Here is a 17,513-nt window from a genome sequence, read left to right as displayed (position 1 = left end):
GTCTCTGACAGTTTACCGTAGTCATTTACAATTGAAATATGGCAACGTTTTGAAGAAGATAGCAGTCTTGACTCTTGACATTGTAAGAAGCACCGCACACAACAAAGATATGAAACAGATACCAGGCCCCTCATTCACACAAGTTGAAGAAATTGATGCGTCGCAGTTGGAGCAGGTTGGAGGTTTTGGCAGTAGACCCAGCCCTTTGCTGGTAAAAGGCGCACTGCGTAACTGGCCGGCGCAGCAGAACTGGTCATTCGAGAAGATGGCTCAACTGCGCAATAAGGACGGATCGGAACCAACCCGTAAATTCCAGAACGGCTTGGTAGAGCAGGGCGAAACGCAGGAGCGTCCGTTGCTGCCGATTGCGCCGTACCTGCTTGAGCTGGCCGCGCTGGCGAAACAGCCGGTCAGCGAAGAGGTCGGTTTGTTGCCGAACCAGCTTCGCCGGCAATTGCAGCCAGGCGAGGAGTTCCATCTCAACTGGGCACACATGCAGTCGTTTACGCCGCATCGTAATTACCTGGCGCAGTGGAGCATCCTGGAAGATTTTCCGCAACTGCGTAGCGATTTCGATATCCGTAGCTTGTGGCCCGGCTGGCGCTGGACCTGGGAGTCGGTATTCATGGGGCCGGCCAATACCCACACCGGACTACATCGCGACGTTCCCAATAACTGGTTTTGCCAGGCGCGTGGAGTCAAGGAATTTGTCATGTTCCCGCCATCGGAAGAGGCGTTCATGAAGCCATCCAAAAAGTATGACTGGGGCGCTACTTTGAGCACGATCAACATCGCACGTTTCAACGAGCACCCGGAGCAGTTGCGGGAGCTGGGACAAGCCAAAGGGTTGTATGCGCGAGTGGAGGCGGGCGATGCTTTATTCATACCGAAACGAACCTGGCACGCAGTGGTTTCGCTGGCACCTTCGATCAGCCTGGCGGTGTTCGGCTTGACCGCAAAAGAGATACTGCTTAACGGCGTGCCGACGGCAACCAAGGATCTGCTCCACAATATGCATCTGTATCGCTGGGGGCATTGTATCTGCCACAAACATGGGGCGTAAGCGTTTTCTCGGGTAGCTAACATACTACTTCAGTACTACTTTGGGAATCACCAATTTCCCTGCGCCCTGCGGGCTTACCTGACCCGGCAATTTCGGTTGTGCATGCATGTATCAGAAAATAAATATTTGACAGCTGTCGATTACGCTGTCTATGGTTCGACTATCTGATGTAAGTGTATTTAAAGCGACGCCGGCCGGTCACTGTACCGCTGGACGTCGTCCGCCATTCTACGTAGCTAACCGCAACCACGGAGACGAATATGAAATTGTTCTATTGCGAAACCCTGAACCCGAGAAAAGTCTGTGCAGTCGCACGTTATTTGAAATCGCCTGTGGAGTTTGTCCGCATCGACCTTGCTAAAAGAGAAAACAGGACACCGGAATTCCTGGCCATGAATCCGAATGGCAAAGTCCCTGTGCTGCAGGATGGGGATAAGACGCTGTGGGAGTCCAACGCCATCATGTGTTATTTGTCGGATGCGGCGAAAGCCGATTTGTGGCCCCACGATGAACGCCAGATCGATGTCATACGCTGGCTCAGCTGGAATGATGTGCACTTCACACGGCATGCCTCTGTCTTGTATTTCGAATATGTCATCAAGCCTCTGTTTGGCCTGCCCGCAGCCGATGTGAAGGAGTTGGAGGAAGCGACGAAACATTTCAGGAATTTTGCCGGCGTGCTCAACACGCATCTGAGCGATCGGAAATTTTTGGTGGGGGACAGCTTGACTGTGGCCGATTTCGCGGTGGCGGTGACGTTACCTTATGCCGATGTCGCCCACTTGCCGCTGAGCGATTTCCCTGCAGTTCAGCGCTGGCATGAACGACTCAACGAATTGCCTGCATGGCGCGAGCCATTCCCCAGCTGACACGGTGCCTGTTGAGATGACAGTAATGTGTCAGCCGGCCAGCTTTGTCCGCAGTTGCTCAAGGCGGGCATAGGCTGCCTGAGCCGGCTGAAGATCCGTAAGTCCGCTAGATTCTTTCTTTTCTTCCGCAAATCCCTGTTCCGGATATTTCGCATGAAAGCGCGCACGGACTGCCATTGCGGCAGTCTGTTTTTCATCCAGGCAGATACCAGAAAATTCAGTCAGGCGACGAATGATTTCAATGCCGCCCTGCCTGTAATCCAGAAGTATTGAACGCGCATCTTTTTCGGCGAGTATCAAAAATTGAGAATAATAATATTCCAGCACCTTCGCGAGATACCGGTCGCCATCGTAACTAATCGATTCTGCTTGGGACATCCCAAACAATTCAGGTTCAATCAATCCTGGAACCGCTTGCATCCCGCGCCGCTTTTGATGCGAAAAAACCACTTCATCGGGCGTCCGGTATAACAATATGAACGGAACGTCCGGGTAAAGCCGTCTTAGTGTTCCGGCAAAAAAAACATGCCAGCTGTCGAGCTTGATGAACAGGTGTTTTTCCTGTTTAAATCTGCGGCGGCCCAGCAAGGCGATACTGGTCTTTAGCGCCGTTTCAGCGCCTGAAGAATCTGCCTGATTACGGGACATGCGCAGCAACTCATCGATCAACGGCACTTCGGACAGGGCAATATTTTCTTCGCTCAATCCGAGCAGTTGCGAGATCAAGGTTGAACCGCAGCGAGACACATGGAAAATAAAAGCACTTGGCGTGACCACTTCGGTCACAACCGCCGCGCAGTCCGTCAAATATTCCAGGGAACTGAGGCTGGGAAAGCGCCGGTTGTTTGCGGCATCGGTTCTGCAGCGTAAAATCGTGTCTGAGAAAAACGGTTCGACAATGCGCTTGCCTGCCAGGCTAAGCCAAAGGCAACGCCATTGCTGATCTTGTTGCACCAGTTTGTAGGGAATCCACTCCCCGATAAAACCTGCCGCATCACCAGCCTGCTTTGACGCTGTCGCACTATTCATCGGTGTCCGCCTGAGCTTCCAGCTCTTTGATTAACCGGTCCGCCGTGTCGGTTTTCATCTCGGACAATCGGGCGATCACCATTGCGCGGGTTGCGCAGTCAAGCTTGCGATTACGCGCCTCGGCCTCGAAATCGTAGCCGGCCTGCCGGAACAGCTGGTCCGACCAGTCATTCCTTTTACAATCCAGAATCAGGTTGATGCGCGCCGTGGCGCCGCAGTTTTCGACGCTGTGGGGCTGGCTGAAATCGGCATACCAGCATTCGCCTTGCCGCATGTCCAGCGTCTGTCCGCCAACCAGGAATCGCACTTGTTCGCTGGTCTCGATCGGAATGTGTACGCGGAAAACGTCAAATTGATATCCGGTATGCAGATCCCGATGTTCCTTGATATGCGCCCCGGGCGCCAGACGCAGTAACCTTGCCGACTCAATCTCGCATTCGAAAACCCGCAGGATCCTGGCTATATAGGGACAAAGATCAAGCAAGGGCGTATCGATATAGCCGGTGTTGCCGGGGTGGGAGTCGGGGTGAGAATATATATCGCTTGGCTTGCCAGATGCAGACCGCAGCGCCAGGCCCGACCATTGGCCGGAATAGTCGCTGGTCTGGAAATGCTGAGGCCAATCCGTGGTCTCGCAAGCCCGCAAATCCTTCTGCAATTCATTGGGATCAAAGAGAAGTGGTAATTTGAGGAAACTATTCATTCGATTACCTTCAATCCAATTGATGCCTCAATTGTGGTGTTTTGCGGTTTGTCATCGGCTTAAGCAAAACAAGAAAAATATTGCGTCGTGGCACTTTATTTGAAGCAATCCTGTCCGTCAAGGCGGCTTCTGTTATAAGCTGCTCCAGCAATGTGACACCCACTGTAGCGACGGCCGCCGTACTTACTCCAATTCCTGCAAAACTTCAGCATGCTCACTTCTTCCTCAGCCATGCCCGCTGGCATTTCCCTGCGTCCAGCCATCTTCGGCGACCAGCCTTTCCTGGAAACCCTGTATCGTTCCGCGCGACCAGATCTGCAGTTCATCGACGGCCCGCCAGAATTGGTCGAGACGGTAATCGCCCAGCAATATGCCGTGCATGCCCAAGGCACCGGCGAAGAATATCCGAACGCAATGCATTTCATCATTGAGAAGACGCAAACTGCTATCGGTGCGCTGGTGGTGGATTTCGGCCACAACGAAGTGCGCGTGATTTACGTTGCTTTCATTCTTGCCGCACGTGGTTTCGGTTATGGCAAGGCGATCCTGCGCGGTGTGCAGCAAGCCGCCAGCACCGCCCAGTGTCCGGTTGCGGTCGTGGTTTGGCATAACAATCCTGGCGCCAAGCGGATATATCTGGAATTGGGTTTCCAGGTGGAAGAGACGCAATTGATGGCCGACCGCATGGTGTGGTATCCGGGCAAGCCGCAACTGCCGTAAATCGCGTTAATTAAACGCTAGCTAAACACTAACTAAACACTATCTGAAAATACGCGCCCGCGGGATCGCGTCCGAGCGCGGCTACGCGTATTACGTAAACATCTTCCAGGCGGCCACGCTTTTCCAGCTCAATCGTGCACGGCCCCTCGATAAAGCTGGTGGCCTGCTGTGCCGTCAATGTGACGATAAAAGGCAGGCGCTGCTGTTCCGGCGCGTACGGATTGCGATGTTGCGCTTTCACAGTCACGTTATCGATCAGCATCGGCAACGTGCCGCCATCAGGGAGTCGCATCGTGCAGACCTTTCCGGTGGACGGACTGAAATAGGCGGCATCAACAAGTTCTAGCATCGAATTTAATCTGTCGGTAATGTAAAAATGAAAGGCAATGGAGACGCAGGATGGGCGAGGCTGGCCGGAGTAAAAACGTTACCGGCCAGCTCGCTCGGGTACTTTAGTTGCGGGATGGGAAAATACCCGTCAACGCGATGCTGAAGTTCATCGCCAGGAAAGGGTTCATGATGGATATCGGAGCGTTGTTGCCGGTCAAGGCATTGGTTACCGTGCCGCCGGAACCGCCGCTGCTACCGCCCAGAGGAATCGTTCCTGCAGTCGATCCCCAAATTGCTGCGGCTGTCGGACCGGCGGGCGATCCGGACAAAACATTATTGGTCGCGGTCGGCGCCAGCAAATTTCCGGACGTGTTGGCCGATACTGTGTAGCCGCTGCTGCCGCCCGAAGGCGTAAATGTGGCCGTGTGGGTGTGAGAAGGCATATTGGAAATCAGGATAGATGCGCTTTCAGTGCCGCCAATTTCGCCGATTACGCGTGGAGTCAACCCGTTGCCGTTACCTTGACCAATTGGCATCCGGCCTTGCAGATTCGGTAACATGAAAGTTGTTGTGCCGTTGCCGCCGTAGGTGGTGCCCAGCAGCGAAAATAGCGCTGCATATTGCTGAATGGCAATCGTCTGCCCCATGCACTGCTGCCAGCCGCTGGGAGGGAAATTAAAACCGAAAGTCATGACGCTACCGATAAATACTTCCATGAACTTCTCCTTGAGTGTTATGTGGATTAAGAAACGGCGGTATTGCTGTTCAAAGTGCGGTGTTTACTAAAATAAACATCTTGCTTCCATATGTGTTGGAGTTGCTGCAAGTCAATTTACGGCATGCGGCAGTTGAACAGGAAAACGAGAATTCAGCAATACTTGCCCGAAAAAATAGCTTCGTGATGTTGGCATACAACTACTTGGCGCCAAAATTTGATTGAGTCTCTTTGCGGCAACATTTAGCTTGCGTGCAATGTTGCTAGTTGGTGTAGTATTTTGCCTAGAAGAAAAAAAATTGATAGGGAAACCAATTAAGTCATCCCGATCTGCCATTGTTCAAATGGGAGTCTCATTGCATTCTGGCGTACCGCGCGTCGCCCCCATCTTACTGAATCCGCTGTTGTTATACGTTTTTACGTAGTGAAAGTTAGTCCCGCCAAGCCGCTGTTTTTTTGCGAGCCGGGCTGGTTAGGCACGTAAAGAGAATTCTGCACGGCTCATTCGCCCGGCGTCACTGTTGACGCCGGGCGAAGAGCAGGGAAAGCTGAACTTAGGGAATGGGCGGCCGAAGATGGAGCGGGCAAGCTGCGCACTTTGTCCGCGCGGGGAAAACAGATTTTATTGGGGAATAATTTCATGAAACGCCACGGGTCTATGAACCACATCTACCGTCTGGTCTGGAGCACAGTTACCAACGGTTGGATCGCTGTAGCGGAAACAACGCGCGGACGTGGCAAGGGAGGGCGCCGCAAGCTGGTGGCGGCGGCATTGTCGCTTACTGCGATTGCCGCTCAGGCGGCGCCGACCGGCGGCCAGCTAGTTTCCGGTGCCGGAAGCATCAAGCAGTCCGGTTCAACCACCACGATCAACCAGGCCAGCCAGAATCTCTCTGTGAACTGGACCGGTTTCAACATCGCCCCGCAAGAAACGGTGAATTTCGTGCAGCCTTCAGCGAGTGCGATCGCCGTCAATCGTGTATTCGATACCAATGGCACGCAAATCCTTGGGCGTTTGAATGCCAACGGCCAAGTGTACCTGATCAACCCGAACGGGATCCTGTTCGGTGCTGGTGCGCAAGTCAATGTCGGCGGCCTGGTTGCCTCCACGCTGGATGTCCGTGATGCGAGCTTGAGCGGTAACACCCGCACTTTCAGTGGCGGCGGCTCAGGCAGCGTGGTCAACCAGGGGACGATTACGGCTGCCAACGGCGGCTACGTCGCCTTGCTCGGCAACCATGTCAGCAACCAAGGAACTATCAGCGCGCAACAGGGCGCGGTGGCGCTCGGCGCCGGCAACGCCGTCACGCTCACATTCAGCGGTAACAGCCTGCTGCAAATGCAGGTCGACCAAAGTGTATTGAACAGCGTGGCTGAAAACGGTGGATTGATCCAGGCTGACGGCGGCCGCGTCATCATGACTGCCGGCGCAAAAGATGCGTTACTGGCTAGCGTCGTCAACAATACCGGCGTGATTGAAGCGCGCACCGTGGAAAACCAGGGCGGCACGATTACTTTGCTGGGCGGCATGGCGGCGGGAACTGTCAATGTCGGCGGCACGCTTGACGCCAGTGCGCCAAATGGCGGCAACGGTGGTTTCATCGAGACCAGCGCGGCCAATGTCAAAGTGGCGAATAACGCAAAGATCACCACGGCCGCGGCGTTAGGCCTGGCTGGCACCTGGCTGATCGATCCGACAGATTTCACGATCGCCTCTAGCAACGGCGACCTCACCGGCGCCGCGCTTAACGCTTCATTAAGCTCGGGCAATGTGACGATTTCTTCGGCTAGCGGCGCCGGCGGCACCAGCGGCAATGTCAACGTCAACGATACGGTAACCTGGAGCGGACACAAGCTGACCCTGAATGCCAGCAACGACGTGAACATCAATGCCACGATGACGGCAAGCGGTTCGGCCAGCCTCGATCTGGAGCCTGGCAGCGGCAACGTCAACGTTGCTTTAGGCGCCGCCGGGTTTAACGGGCGCGTCAATTTCAGCGGCAGCGGTGTGCTGACGATGAACAATCACGTTTATACGGTAATTAACAGCCTGGGCTTAGCAACCAGCAGCGGTGACGGTAGCTTGCAGGGGATGGTAGGCAACCTGGGGGGGTATTACGCGTTGGGCAGTGATATCAATGCCGCGGCGACTTCTGGTTGGAACGGCGGTGTGGGCTTCAAGCCGATAGGTGGTGCGATAGGTGGTACACCATTAACCCAGTCGCAAATGTTTTCCGGCGTTTTTGACGGTTTGGGCCATACCGTCAGCGGCCTGACGGTCAATCAAGGTTCGGTTGTCGGCGTGGGTATGTTTGGCGCCGTAGGTACACCCGGTTTGGTCCGCAACGTCGGCTTGCTCGGCGGGAGCGTGACAGTCACCTCGGGAAATGATGTCGGCGGGCTGGTAGGCCAAGACTTCGGCAAGGTCAGTAATAGTTTTTCGACCGCTACCGTAACTGCAACCGCCAACGCTATTTCCGTGGGAGGACTGGTGGGACAAACCAATGACGCTGGTACGGTCACCAGAAGCTACGCAAGCGGAACTGTCAATGGCGGAACTGCGGCAACTGAGGTCGGCGGTTTGGTCGGTGGCATGCAGGGCGGTACGGTCAGTTATAGCTATGCAACGGGGAATGTAACCGGCTCCAGCAGTTATGTCGGCGGACTGGTCGGTTACAGCTATGGTGGAAGCACCGGCGCCAGCCTGATTACCAACAGCTATGCCACAGGGTCTGTAAGCGGCGTGTCCTATGTGGGCGGCTTGGTCGGGACTAATTCTGGTTTTGGCGGCACGGCCACGATAAGCAAGAGCTATGCGACAGGAAGTGTTTCTGGCACCAGCGTTGTCGGCGGGCTGGTTGGTCAGAACTACGGCGATGCGGTCACCAACGCTGTGGTCGACAACAGCTATGCAACGGGCAGTGTAACCGGCGCTGCCGGTGCATCCGCTATCGGCGGACTGGTAGGCAGCAATGGCTACGGTGGGGCGTCTGGTGGCACAATCACCAAGAGTTTTTCGACTGGCAGTGTCAGCGCCGGGAGCGGCTCGACCTCAGTTGGCGGCTTGATTGGCAGTAACGTCGGTAATGTCACCGGCAGCTTCTGGGATACCACGACCTCCGGCCAGGCAACATCTGACGGCGGCACCGGCATGACCACTGCAAATATTCAGAACCAGGCCAATTACACCTCCAGCACCGCAGCCAATGGAAGTGTGAATCCTGCATGGGACTTCACTCCCGGCACCGGCACGTGGGTAATGTTCAGCGGCAACCATCCGCTATTGCTCGGCGCCATGACGCAGCTGACCGTCACCGCTAACAATGCCGCCAGCACTTTCAATGGCGCGGCGTATGCCAGTAACAATGGAGTTACTTACACCGGTCTCAACGGCTACATATATAGCGGGATGCCGAGCGGCCTGGCGGGTAGCATAAGTTATGGCGGATCATCGCAAACCGCGGTTGACGTCGGTACGTACGCGATTACAGCGTCAGGCGTTTCCTCCACGAGCCAGCAGGGTTACAACATTGTTTTTGTCAATGGGGCGTTGACAATCAATCCGCTTGCGCTGATCGGTACGATCAGCGCTGGAAGTTCTACTTATGGTTCGGCCCTGGTGCCGGGCACGGTGAGTTTCAGCAACATGATCGCCGGGCATGTTGTCACTGCCGCGCCAGTAACTGTGAATACAACAGGCCTGACCAGCACCAGCGGCAACCTGACGGCCGGCACGCACAACGGCATAGAGTCCGTTAGCGGCGTCCTGAGCGGAACCGATGCGACCAAGGGTAATTACACGTTTGCCGGGGCCACGGGCAATTACACCGTCACGCCATTAGCCTTGACCGGCTCGATCGCGACGGGCAGCTCAACCTATGGTTCGGCCTTGGCGTCGGGGGCAGCAAGCTTCACCAATGCCGTATCGGGCGATGCATTAGGCACGGCCACGGTTGCGGTGAATGCAACGGGCCTCACCAGCACCAGCGGGCATTTGATCGCCGGAACCCATGCCGGAATTGAAACGGTCAGCGGATTGAGTGGGGCCGATGCGGGTAACTACACATTTGCCGGGCTGACCGGAAACTATACCGTCAATCAGTTGACGTTGGGCGCTACGGTTGCGCCCGGCAGCTCGATTTACGGTGCGGCTTTGACACCGGGTACGGCGAGTTTGACGAATCTGCTCTCCGGCGACATTGTCACGCCAGCGGCAGTCACAGTGAATACGACGGGTCTGACCAGCACCAGCGGACACTTGATTGCCGGCACGCATACCGGAATTGAATCGTTAAGTGCTACTTTAAGCGGTGCGGATGCAGGCAACTACGCCTTTGCCGGCGCTAGCGGCAATTACACCGTAAGCCCGTTGGCGCTGACCGGTTCGATCGGAACAGGCAGTTCAACCTACGGTTCAACTTTGGCGCCGGGAGCTGCAAACCTGGTGGGGACGATTTCGGGTGATGTACTGGGCCCGGCTACGGTTGCAGTAAATACGACGGGGCTCACCAGTACCAGTGGCCACTTGAGTGCTGGAACCCATACCGGGATTGAATCGATCAGTGCGTTGAACGGAACAGATGCGGGCAATTACACTTTTGCCGGTATTACCGGCGACTACACCGTCAGTCAGCTAGCGTTGACCGGCTCGATCGGAACCGGCAGTTCGACCTACGGGGCGGCCCTGGTACCAGGCGCGGCGAGTTTCACGAATGCCGTGGCGGGCGACGTATTGGGCACGACGACGGTCGGAATCAATACGACTGGTCTCACCAGCAGCAGCGGACATTTGATAGCAGGAACACATACCGGCATTGAGTCGATCAGCGGACTGAGTGGGGCGGATGCGGGCAACTACACCTTTACGGGTATCACGGGCGACTACAGCGTCAGCCAGCTGGCGTTGGCAGCGACGGTTGCGACAGGCAGTTCGACCTATGGCTCGGCCTTGGTGCCAGGCGCGGCGAGTTTCACCAATCTGGTCTCGGGTGACGCTGTGACGCCGGCGGCAGTCACGCTGAATACGACAGGTCTGACCAGCACCAGCGGACACTTGATTGCCGGCACGCATAACGGCATCGAAGCGGTCGGTACTACCTTGAGCGGAGCGGACGCGGGCAATTACACTTTTGCAGGCGCAACCGGCAACTATACCGTCACGCCATTGGCGTTGACCGGCTCGATCGGAACGGGCAGTTCGACCTACGGGGCGGCCCTGGCACCAGGCGCGGCGAGTTTCACGAATGCCGTGGTCGGCGATGCATTAGGTACGACGACGGTCGGAATTAATACGACTGGTCTCACCAGCAGCAGCGGACATTTGATAGCAGGAACACATACCGGCATTGAGTCGATCAGCGGACTGAGTGGGGCGGATGCGGGCAACTACACCTTTACGGGTATCACGGGCGACTACAGCGTCAGCCAGCTGGCGTTGGCAGCGACGGTTGCGACAGGCAATTCGACCTATGGCTCGGCCTTGGTGCCAGGCGCGGCGAGTTTCACCAATCTGGTCTCGGGCGATGTTGTCACGCCAGCGGCAGTCACGGTGAATACGACAGGTTTGACCAGTACCAGCGGACACTTGATTGCCGGCACCCATAACGGCATCGAATCGGTCGGTACTACCTTGAGCGGAATGGACGCCGGCAATTACACCTTTGCAGGCGCAACCGGCAACTATACCGTCACGCCATTGGCGTTGACCGGCTCGATCGGGACGGGCAGCTCGACCTACGGTTCGCCGCTGGTGCCAGGTGCGGCGAGCTACACGAACGCCGTGGTCGGCGATGCATTAGGTACGACGACGGTCGCGATCAATACGACGGGCCTCACCAGCAGCAGCGGACATTTGATAGCAGGAACACATACTGGCATTGAATCGATCAGCGGACTGAGTGGAGCGGATGCGGGCAACTACACCTTTACCGGTGTCACGGGCGACTACAGCGTCAGCCAGCTGGCGTTGGCAGCTACGGTTGCGGCAGGCAATTCGACCTATGGCTCAGCGTTGGCGCCGGGGGCGGCGAGTTTCACCAATCTGGTCTCGGGCGACGCTGTCACGCCCGCTGCAGTCACGGTGAATACGGCGGGTCTGACTAGCACCAGCGGACACTTGATTGCCGGCACGCATAACGGTATCGAAGCGGTCGGTACTACCTTGAGCGGAGCGGATGCCGGCAATTACACCTTTGCTGGCGCTACGGGCAACTATACCGTCACGCCACTGGCCTTGAACGGCTCGATCGCGGCGGGCAGCTCGACCTACGGTTCAACCTTGGCGCCAGGTGCGGCGAATTTTACGAATGCTATTGCCGGCGATGTTGTCACGCCTGCGGCAGCGACCGTGAATACGACAGGCCTGACCAGCACCAGCGGGCATTTGATTGCCGGCACGCATAGCGGGATCGAATCGGTAGGCACGACTTTGGGCGGCGCGGATGCCGGCAATTATACTTTTACCGGCGCAACCGGCGACTACACCGTGAATCAGCTGGCGTTGACCGGGGCGATCGTGACCGGCAACTCAACCTACGGTTCAACTCTGGCGCCAGGAGCGGCGAATTTTACGAATGCCGTGGCAGGCGACGCATTGGGTACCGCGACGGTTACGGTCAACACGACCGGCCTTACGAGCGGTAGCGGACACTTGAGTGCTGGAACGCACACCGGCATTGAAGCCGTCAGCGCGCTGAGCGGAGCCGATGCCGGCAACTATACTTTTGCAGCTCCGACCGGCGATTACACAGTGAGCCAGTTGGCGTTGACAGGCACGATCGGGACCGGCAGCTCGACTTACGGTTCTGCCTTGACGCCGGGCGCCGCGAGTTTCACGAATGCCATTGCGGGCGACACGCTGGGCACGGCGACGATCGCCATCAACACGAGCGGCCTTACCAGCAGCAGCGGGCATTTGACAGCTGGAACCCACACTGGCATTGAGTCAGTCAGCGCGCTAAGCGGAGCCGATGCCGGCAACTATACGTTTGCCGCTCCAACTGGCGATTACACCGTGAACCAGCTGGCGCTGGCAGGCGCGATTGCTACCGGCAGCTCGACCTACGGTTCGCCGCTGGTACCGGGCGCCGTCAGCATATCGAACGTCATCTCGGGCGACCTGGTTAGCGCACCGGGCGCTTCCGTGAATACGGCGGGTCTTACCAGCAGCAGCGGCCACCTGATAGCCGGCACCCACACTGGCATCGAATCGGTCAGCGGCCCGTTGGGCGGCGCCGATGCCGGCAATTACATATTGGGCGCCATTTCGGGTGACTATATTGTCAATAAACAGTCGGTCACGGTGGTGGCAACTGGCGCCAACAAGGTCTATGACGCTACGACTTCCGATTTGGCCACATTGACGGGCAACGGCTTGATCAGCGGCGACAAGGTGACGTTCAGCGATACCTCGGTGAACTTCGCCAACAAGAATGTCGGTACGGGCAAGACGGTTACCGTTTCAGGCATCAGTGCGAGCGGTGCAGATGCCGGCAACTACCAGGTCAGCAATTCCACCGCATCGACCACTGCCGATATCACGCCACTTGCCATCAATGTTGCAGCAGTCGGCGCCAACAAAACCTATGACGGTAATACGACAGGTGTGGTGACGCTAAGCGGCGGGCTTGCCGGCGATGCGGTGACATTTAGCGATACTTCGGCGAACTTTGCAGACAGGAATGCCGGAATCGGCAAAATCGTATCGATATCGGGCATCACTGCGAGCGGCGCCGACGCCGGCAACTATACGGTGAACAGCACGGCGACGGCGACTGCCAATATTACGCCCGCCACGCTTACCTACAATGCCAATCCCGCCAGCAGCCTTACCGGACAAATACCATCCGGCCTGAGCGGAATTCTGAGCGGGTTTGTGGCTGGCGATACGCTGGATAATGCGACGACAGGCGGCCTGACCTGGACTTCAAACGTCGGGCCGACCAGCCTGCCGGGACAATATGCGATCAACGGCGGCGGCTTGAGCGCGACGAACTATCTTTTCCGGCAAGCCGCAGGGAATGCCACCGCACTGACGTTGAAAGCAGGAACTGCGCCTTTCTCGGTGCAGAATGTGATTGCCTCGCTGGATGCGATGTTTGCTCCTTCGCACCAAGGCATCAATTTGGCGGCGCTCGACCTGACGCCGTTTAATATCCAGCCGCAGAGTAGTAATTCCGGCTCGATCGACAATGGGATGGGCGGAGTTGCAGTGAAAATTATCGGTGGCGGGGTCAAGCTGCCAGACAATATTGTGAGCACGGATGAATAAGCGAGCCCCAGTGAAAAATAACGATAAATTTTTACATCCGATGAAACCGATGAAACTGATTGTCGCAGCAATGCTGCTCAGCTACCCACCGTTTGCGGCGTTTGCCGCCGACCAGGTAGCACCGCCCGGCGCCGGCTCCATATTGCAGCAAATCCAGCCGGTCAAACCGGCAGCCCCGTCTTCGGCGGGAACCGGCTTGACTATCGAGCGGGAAGGCGGCGCCCAACTGCCGCCGAGCGCATCTTTCAATATCAGCAGTATCCAGCTATCCGGCAATGCCGCGTTCGATACGGCAACTCTGCACGCGCTGGTGGCTGATGCCGAAGGCAAGAATCTGACTCTCGCCCAACTCGGCGAAGTGGTTGCCCGGATCACCGACTATTACCATAGTCATGGCTACCCGCTGGCACGCGCGATCATCCCGGCACAAGCGATTCAAGGCGGTGTGGTGCGTGTCACGGTGATCGAGGCGCGTTACGGCCAGATCAGGCTGGACAACCGCAGCCGGGTGAACGACAGCTTGCTGCAGCAAACGCTATCGCCATTACAAGCCGGACAAGCGGTTACTCAGGACGAGCTCGACAGAGCGTTGCTGCTGGTCTCTGATATTCCAGGCGTCGCCGTCACCGCTATTTTGAAGCCGGGCGAAGCGGTCGGAACTTCCGACCTGCAGGTGCAATCCGATGCAACGGCGCGCGTCGCCGGAAACGCGACGGTGGACAATAACGGCAACCGCTACACCGGACGCGCCCGCCTCGGGGCATCTGTGAATGTCTTCGATCCGCTGCATCTTGGTGATGTCCTTAGCATCGGCGGCCTGACTAGTGGCAGAGACCTGAATTACGGCAGCGTTGCCTACGAAGCGCTGTTGAATGGGATGGGCACACGAATGGGCGCCTCCTATTCGGCGTTGCATTACAGACTCGGCGACTCCTTGAGTGCGCTTGACGGCCATGGCACCGCACAGGTAGCGAGCGGGTGGGTCAAACATCCGTTCATGCGCACGCGCAGCGCCAATCTGTACGGCCAGATCCAGTACGATCACAAACAACTGAAGGATGAGATCGGCGCCACCAATATCAAAACCGACCGGCATCTGGATAACTGGACTGCGAGCCTGAACGGCGACTGGCGCAACTCCATACTCGCTGGCGGCATCGGCACCTGGAATATCGGAGTGACAGCGGGGAGAGTCGGATTCGACGATCAGGCGGCGCAACTGGCTGATGCTGCAACTGCTAAAACACAGGGCAGCTTCACAAAATGGAATGCGAATTTCGCGCAGCTGCAAAATCTGACCCAAGATAATTCACTGTTTTTCGCGCTGTCCTACCAATGGGCAAACGGCAACCTGGATTCCGCGGAAAAAATGATTGCGGGCGGCCCCTATACGGTGCGCGCCTATGACATCGGCGTAATGTCCGGCGATACGGGGATCTACGGTTCGATTGAATTACGCCATGACCTCGGGCAGTTCGCATCGGGTCGCTGGCAAGTGCTGGCCTTCGTCGACAGCGAACACGTCACGGTCAACAAGAACCAGTGGCTGCCGGGGGACAATAGCGCGACACTGAGCGGAGTAGGCGTCGGCTTGAATTGGGCCGGCCCCGATCAGTGGCATGCCAAGCTGTATGTTGCAGCGCCGATCGGATCGACGCCGCAACTGATCGGCGACAATAAATCGGTGCGCGCCTGGGCCGAAATCGGCAAAGGGTTTTAAGCAGGCAGGCTTTACGTTTTCTGCGGATAATAAAGCTGGTAAAACCAGGGGTAGGCAGTTTCGATTTGCGCCTGTATGCGCGGTGGGATGTCATGCCGTTTCGGCTTGTTTATTTGCCGCGCCTGCTTGTGGCTGTATTTCATGTGGTAATGACTGTCGCTTTCCTGAACGCCTATTTCCAGGCGATCGGGATCGATTTCGAACGGCGATAATCCTAGCCAGGAATAGAGATGCGCCATGCATGCCGCCGGCCGTTCCATCAAGTCTTCGAAACGAATGAAATACAGGCGATCCTGCACATGCTTCGGCAAATCGGGAACCGCATGCAAGGATATCAACGGCGCGCCGATGGCCTTGTCTTTGGCGAACAGCATGTCGGCGCGTCCGAAACGGTCGAAATCTGCAAGGTGATCGATGAAATCGACCAGGATCGTACGCTGGTGCTGCGATTCGATCGATCCGTAAATTTGCCCTAGTTCGCGCAGGCATACGATCAGCCTGGCGTTCGGTTCGATATGCAGCAGCAGTTCTATCGCGTGCAGCCATGCGCGGTTCTTGTCCACCACGGCTTTCTTGTCGCAATCATGATGCCAGCCGCGCAGGAAACCTTGCATCGCCGAGGTCAGGTGCGCATAGCTTTTCTCGAATTGATTATCGAGTTGCGACAGGAAGAAAGTATCGTCGCTGATCATGCGCCGGATCCCTAGCAAGGTATTGCACAGAGGGGAGCTCTGTCCTTCGCAATGAATTTCCGGATGCTGGCCCAATAGCTGACATAGCAGCGTGGATCCTGCCCTGGGTAAACCGGTTACGCCGACGAATGCTGGAACCATCAGAAACGACCTTTGCTTTCAAGTTGAATGACTGCCGGACTATTCGCCAGATATTACCGCATCCTGCATCGATGTTGCCACTGTTTCGCCGCTGACAGGCTCTACGCCGCGTATCATATGCCTGCTGATGCGCTGGCATCGAAGTGCACTGTATTGCATGGAGTTTTCAATGAAAAAAAATTTGACTGCGGTACCGCATGCCTTGAATGCATCGCAGCGTGCGGCGCATTATGGCCATCGCGGAGCGGTCATGTGGCTGACCGGGTTATCGGCGTCAGGAAAATCCTCGATAGCCATGGCGCTTGAACAGGCGCTGACGGAGCAGGGGTACTCATGCTACGTACTCGACGGCGATAATATACGCAATGGCCTGAACGCAAATCTCGGTTTCAGCCCGGAGGACCGGACAGAAAATATCCGGCGCGTGGGCGAGGTCGCCGCATTGTTTGCGGATGCCGGCCTGATCTGCATTACTGCTTTCATTTCGCCTTATCGCGCCGATCGAGCACGTGCCCGGCAGTCCTGCGGAGAGGCGTTTCACGAAATACATATTTCCGCCGACCTGGCGACATGTGAATCCCGAGATCCTAAAGGCTTATACAAGAAAGCGCGCTCTGGCGAATTGCGGGAATTTACCGGCGTCAGCGCGCCATACGAGATACCGGAGCAGCCGCAACTTGCGATCGACACAGCTCGCGAAGATATCGCCGCCAGCGTGGTGAAACTTGTGACGTATGTCGAACGCAATGTGCCGCTTATACGTGCACTCTCGTGCTAATTTTTGGATGCAGTAAATCTTCCAGTCCGATACGACGGAACATTTCGCAGCGCATCCGATCCGCGACGCCGTTGACGATCTCGCAACCATCTTGCGAGGGATCGATGTGGGTCCTGAACGGGCGGCTGCCAAAGGGCATGCCGATCACTTCGACAATGGCATCGGCAACCGTAGCCGCGTCAGCATCAGCCGGCTCCAGCGCTGCCAATCCTTGCAGTGCCTGCTGCAGCACGCCGACGTAGGGGCCGTCGTCATATTCCGCAGCGCGTGCCTGGTCGGCCGGCGCACCGGAATGAGCGAAGTGGTTGGTGCCCTTGGTGAACGCGCCTGGCACGATGATCGTGGTTTCTATGCCCCAGCGCGCCAATTCACTTGCATATGAAACCGCGAGCGAGTCCATGGCCGCCTTGGCCGCGAAATACGGCGACAGGTAGGGCGGCGTGCCGCCGCGCGCGCTGCTGGAGGATATCCAAATGAATTTGCT

At 56.8% G+C, this 17,513-nt stretch carries 11 protein-coding genes and 1 pseudogene; 6 read left to right on the top strand and 6 right to left on the bottom strand.

The genetic code is table 11. The annotated features are described in order from the left end of the window. Window positions 1–109: 109 nt before the first annotated feature. Together BM205_RS01095 and BM205_RS01090 are read left to right on the top strand one after the other, a co-directional pair. On the top strand, window positions 110–1,063 hold the full coding sequence (locus BM205_RS01095; protein WP_092411834.1) for a cupin-like domain-containing protein: 954 nt from the start codon (window positions 110–112) through the stop codon (window positions 1,061–1,063). A 260-nt stretch (window positions 1,064–1,323) separates the two neighbouring features. Continuing rightward, on the top strand, window positions 1,324–1,932 hold the full coding sequence (locus BM205_RS01090; protein ID WP_092411833.1) for a glutathione S-transferase family protein: 609 nt from the start codon (window positions 1,324–1,326) through the stop codon (window positions 1,930–1,932). Window positions 1,933–1,962: 30 nt separating this feature from the next. Here BM205_RS01090 and BM205_RS01085 read toward each other — a convergent pair whose 3' ends face one another. Both BM205_RS01085 and BM205_RS01080 read right to left on the bottom strand, forming a co-directional pair. Further along, a complete protein-coding gene (locus tag BM205_RS01085; protein ID WP_092411832.1) occupies window positions 1,963–2,961 on the bottom strand; it encodes a sulfotransferase family protein in 999 nt (332 codons plus the stop codon). Then, on the bottom strand, window positions 2,954–3,664 hold the full coding sequence (locus BM205_RS01080) for an aspartyl/asparaginyl beta-hydroxylase domain-containing protein (protein WP_092411831.1): 711 nt from the start codon (window positions 3,662–3,664) through the stop codon (window positions 2,954–2,956). Before BM205_RS01080 ends, BM205_RS01085 begins: the two co-directional genes overlap by 8 nt. Before the next feature lie 210 nt (window positions 3,665–3,874). On the opposite strand from BM205_RS01080, the gene BM205_RS01075 reads away from it, so the two are divergent. Beyond that, window positions 3,875–4,384: a GNAT family N-acetyltransferase gene (locus tag BM205_RS01075; protein WP_092411830.1), complete on the top strand. Its 510-nt coding sequence runs from the start codon at window positions 3,875–3,877 to the stop codon at window positions 4,382–4,384. Window positions 4,385–4,412: 28 nt separating this feature from the next. Here BM205_RS01075 and BM205_RS01070 read toward each other — a convergent pair whose 3' ends face one another. Together BM205_RS01070 and BM205_RS01065 are read right to left on the bottom strand one after the other, a co-directional pair. After that, a complete protein-coding gene (locus BM205_RS01070; protein WP_139227193.1) occupies window positions 4,413–4,733 on the bottom strand; it encodes a DUF6916 family protein in 321 nt (106 codons plus the stop codon). Between the two features lie 103 nt (window positions 4,734–4,836). After that, window positions 4,837–5,430, bottom strand: a complete 594-nt coding sequence (locus BM205_RS01065; protein ID WP_092411828.1) for a phage tail protein — start codon at window positions 5,428–5,430, stop codon at window positions 4,837–4,839. A gap of 657 nt (window positions 5,431–6,087) precedes the next feature. Here BM205_RS01065 and BM205_RS01060 point away from each other — a divergent pair. Next, window positions 6,088–13,698 (top strand): two-partner secretion domain-containing protein, encoded by a 7,611-nt coding sequence (locus BM205_RS01060; protein WP_217645999.1) that lies wholly within the window; start codon window positions 6,088–6,090, stop codon window positions 13,696–13,698. Window positions 13,699–13,747: 49 nt separating this feature from the next. Next, window positions 13,748–15,418 (top strand): ShlB/FhaC/HecB family hemolysin secretion/activation protein, encoded by a 1,671-nt coding sequence (locus BM205_RS01055; RefSeq protein ID WP_254783677.1) that lies wholly within the window; start codon window positions 13,748–13,750, stop codon window positions 15,416–15,418. 11 nt (window positions 15,419–15,429) lie between these two features. On the opposite strand, the gene BM205_RS01050 is transcribed toward BM205_RS01055, so the two are convergent. Next, window positions 15,430–16,251 carry a sulfotransferase family protein gene (locus BM205_RS01050; protein ID WP_092411825.1) on the bottom strand — a complete coding sequence of 274 codons (822 nt, stop codon included), beginning with the start codon at window positions 16,249–16,251 and terminating at the stop codon, window positions 15,430–15,432. A gap of 169 nt (window positions 16,252–16,420) precedes the next feature. Here BM205_RS01050 and cysC point away from each other — a divergent pair, with 169 nt between their 5' ends. Beyond that, window positions 16,421–17,029, top strand: coding sequence for an adenylyl-sulfate kinase (gene cysC / locus BM205_RS01045; RefSeq protein WP_217645998.1), 609 nt, complete (start codon window positions 16,421–16,423; stop codon window positions 17,027–17,029). Here the strand turns inward: cysC and BM205_RS01040 are convergent. Further along, window positions 17,007–17,504, bottom strand: a pseudogene (locus tag BM205_RS01040) (SDR family NAD(P)-dependent oxidoreductase); the annotation flags it as partial. The gene cysC and the pseudogene BM205_RS01040 overlap by 23 nt on opposite strands. Between the last annotated feature and the right edge of the window lie 9 nt (window positions 17,505–17,513).

This window comes from Collimonas sp. OK307 (assembly GCF_900113705.1).
GTDB lineage: Bacteria > Pseudomonadota > Gammaproteobacteria > Burkholderiales > Burkholderiaceae_D > Collimonas.
Note: the sequence above shows the minus strand (reverse complement) of the source record. Positions and strands in the feature narration are given on the sequence as shown.

Bases quoted from the DNA above. Each gene is read 5' to 3' on its own strand.
- BM205_RS01095 (WP_092411834.1), top strand. From the start codon at position 110: ATGAAACAGATACCAGGCCCCTCATTCACACAAGTTGAAGAAATTGAT.
- BM205_RS01090 (WP_092411833.1), top strand. From the start codon at position 1,324: ATGAAATTGTTCTATTGCGAAACCCTGAACCCGAGAAAAGTCTGTGCA.
- BM205_RS01085 (WP_092411832.1), bottom strand. From the start codon at position 2,961: ATGAATAGTGCGACAGCGTCAAAGCAGGCTGGTGATGCGGCAGGTTTT.
- BM205_RS01080 (WP_092411831.1), bottom strand. From the start codon at position 3,664: ATGAATAGTTTCCTCAAATTACCACTTCTCTTTGATCCCAATGAATTG.
- BM205_RS01075 (WP_092411830.1), top strand. From the start codon at position 3,875: ATGCTCACTTCTTCCTCAGCCATGCCCGCTGGCATTTCCCTGCGTCCA.
- BM205_RS01070 (WP_139227193.1), bottom strand. From the start codon at position 4,733: ATGCTAGAACTTGTTGATGCCGCCTATTTCAGTCCGTCCACCGGAAAG.
- BM205_RS01065 (WP_092411828.1), bottom strand. From the start codon at position 5,430: ATGGAAGTATTTATCGGTAGCGTCATGACTTTCGGTTTTAATTTCCCT.
- BM205_RS01060 (WP_217645999.1), top strand. From the start codon at position 6,088: ATGAACCACATCTACCGTCTGGTCTGGAGCACAGTTACCAACGGTTGG.
- BM205_RS01055 (WP_254783677.1), top strand. From the start codon at position 13,748: ATGAAACTGATTGTCGCAGCAATGCTGCTCAGCTACCCACCGTTTGCG.
- BM205_RS01050 (WP_092411825.1), bottom strand. From the start codon at position 16,251: ATGGTTCCAGCATTCGTCGGCGTAACCGGTTTACCCAGGGCAGGATCC.
- cysC (WP_217645998.1), top strand. From the start codon at position 16,421: ATGAAAAAAAATTTGACTGCGGTACCGCATGCCTTGAATGCATCGCAG.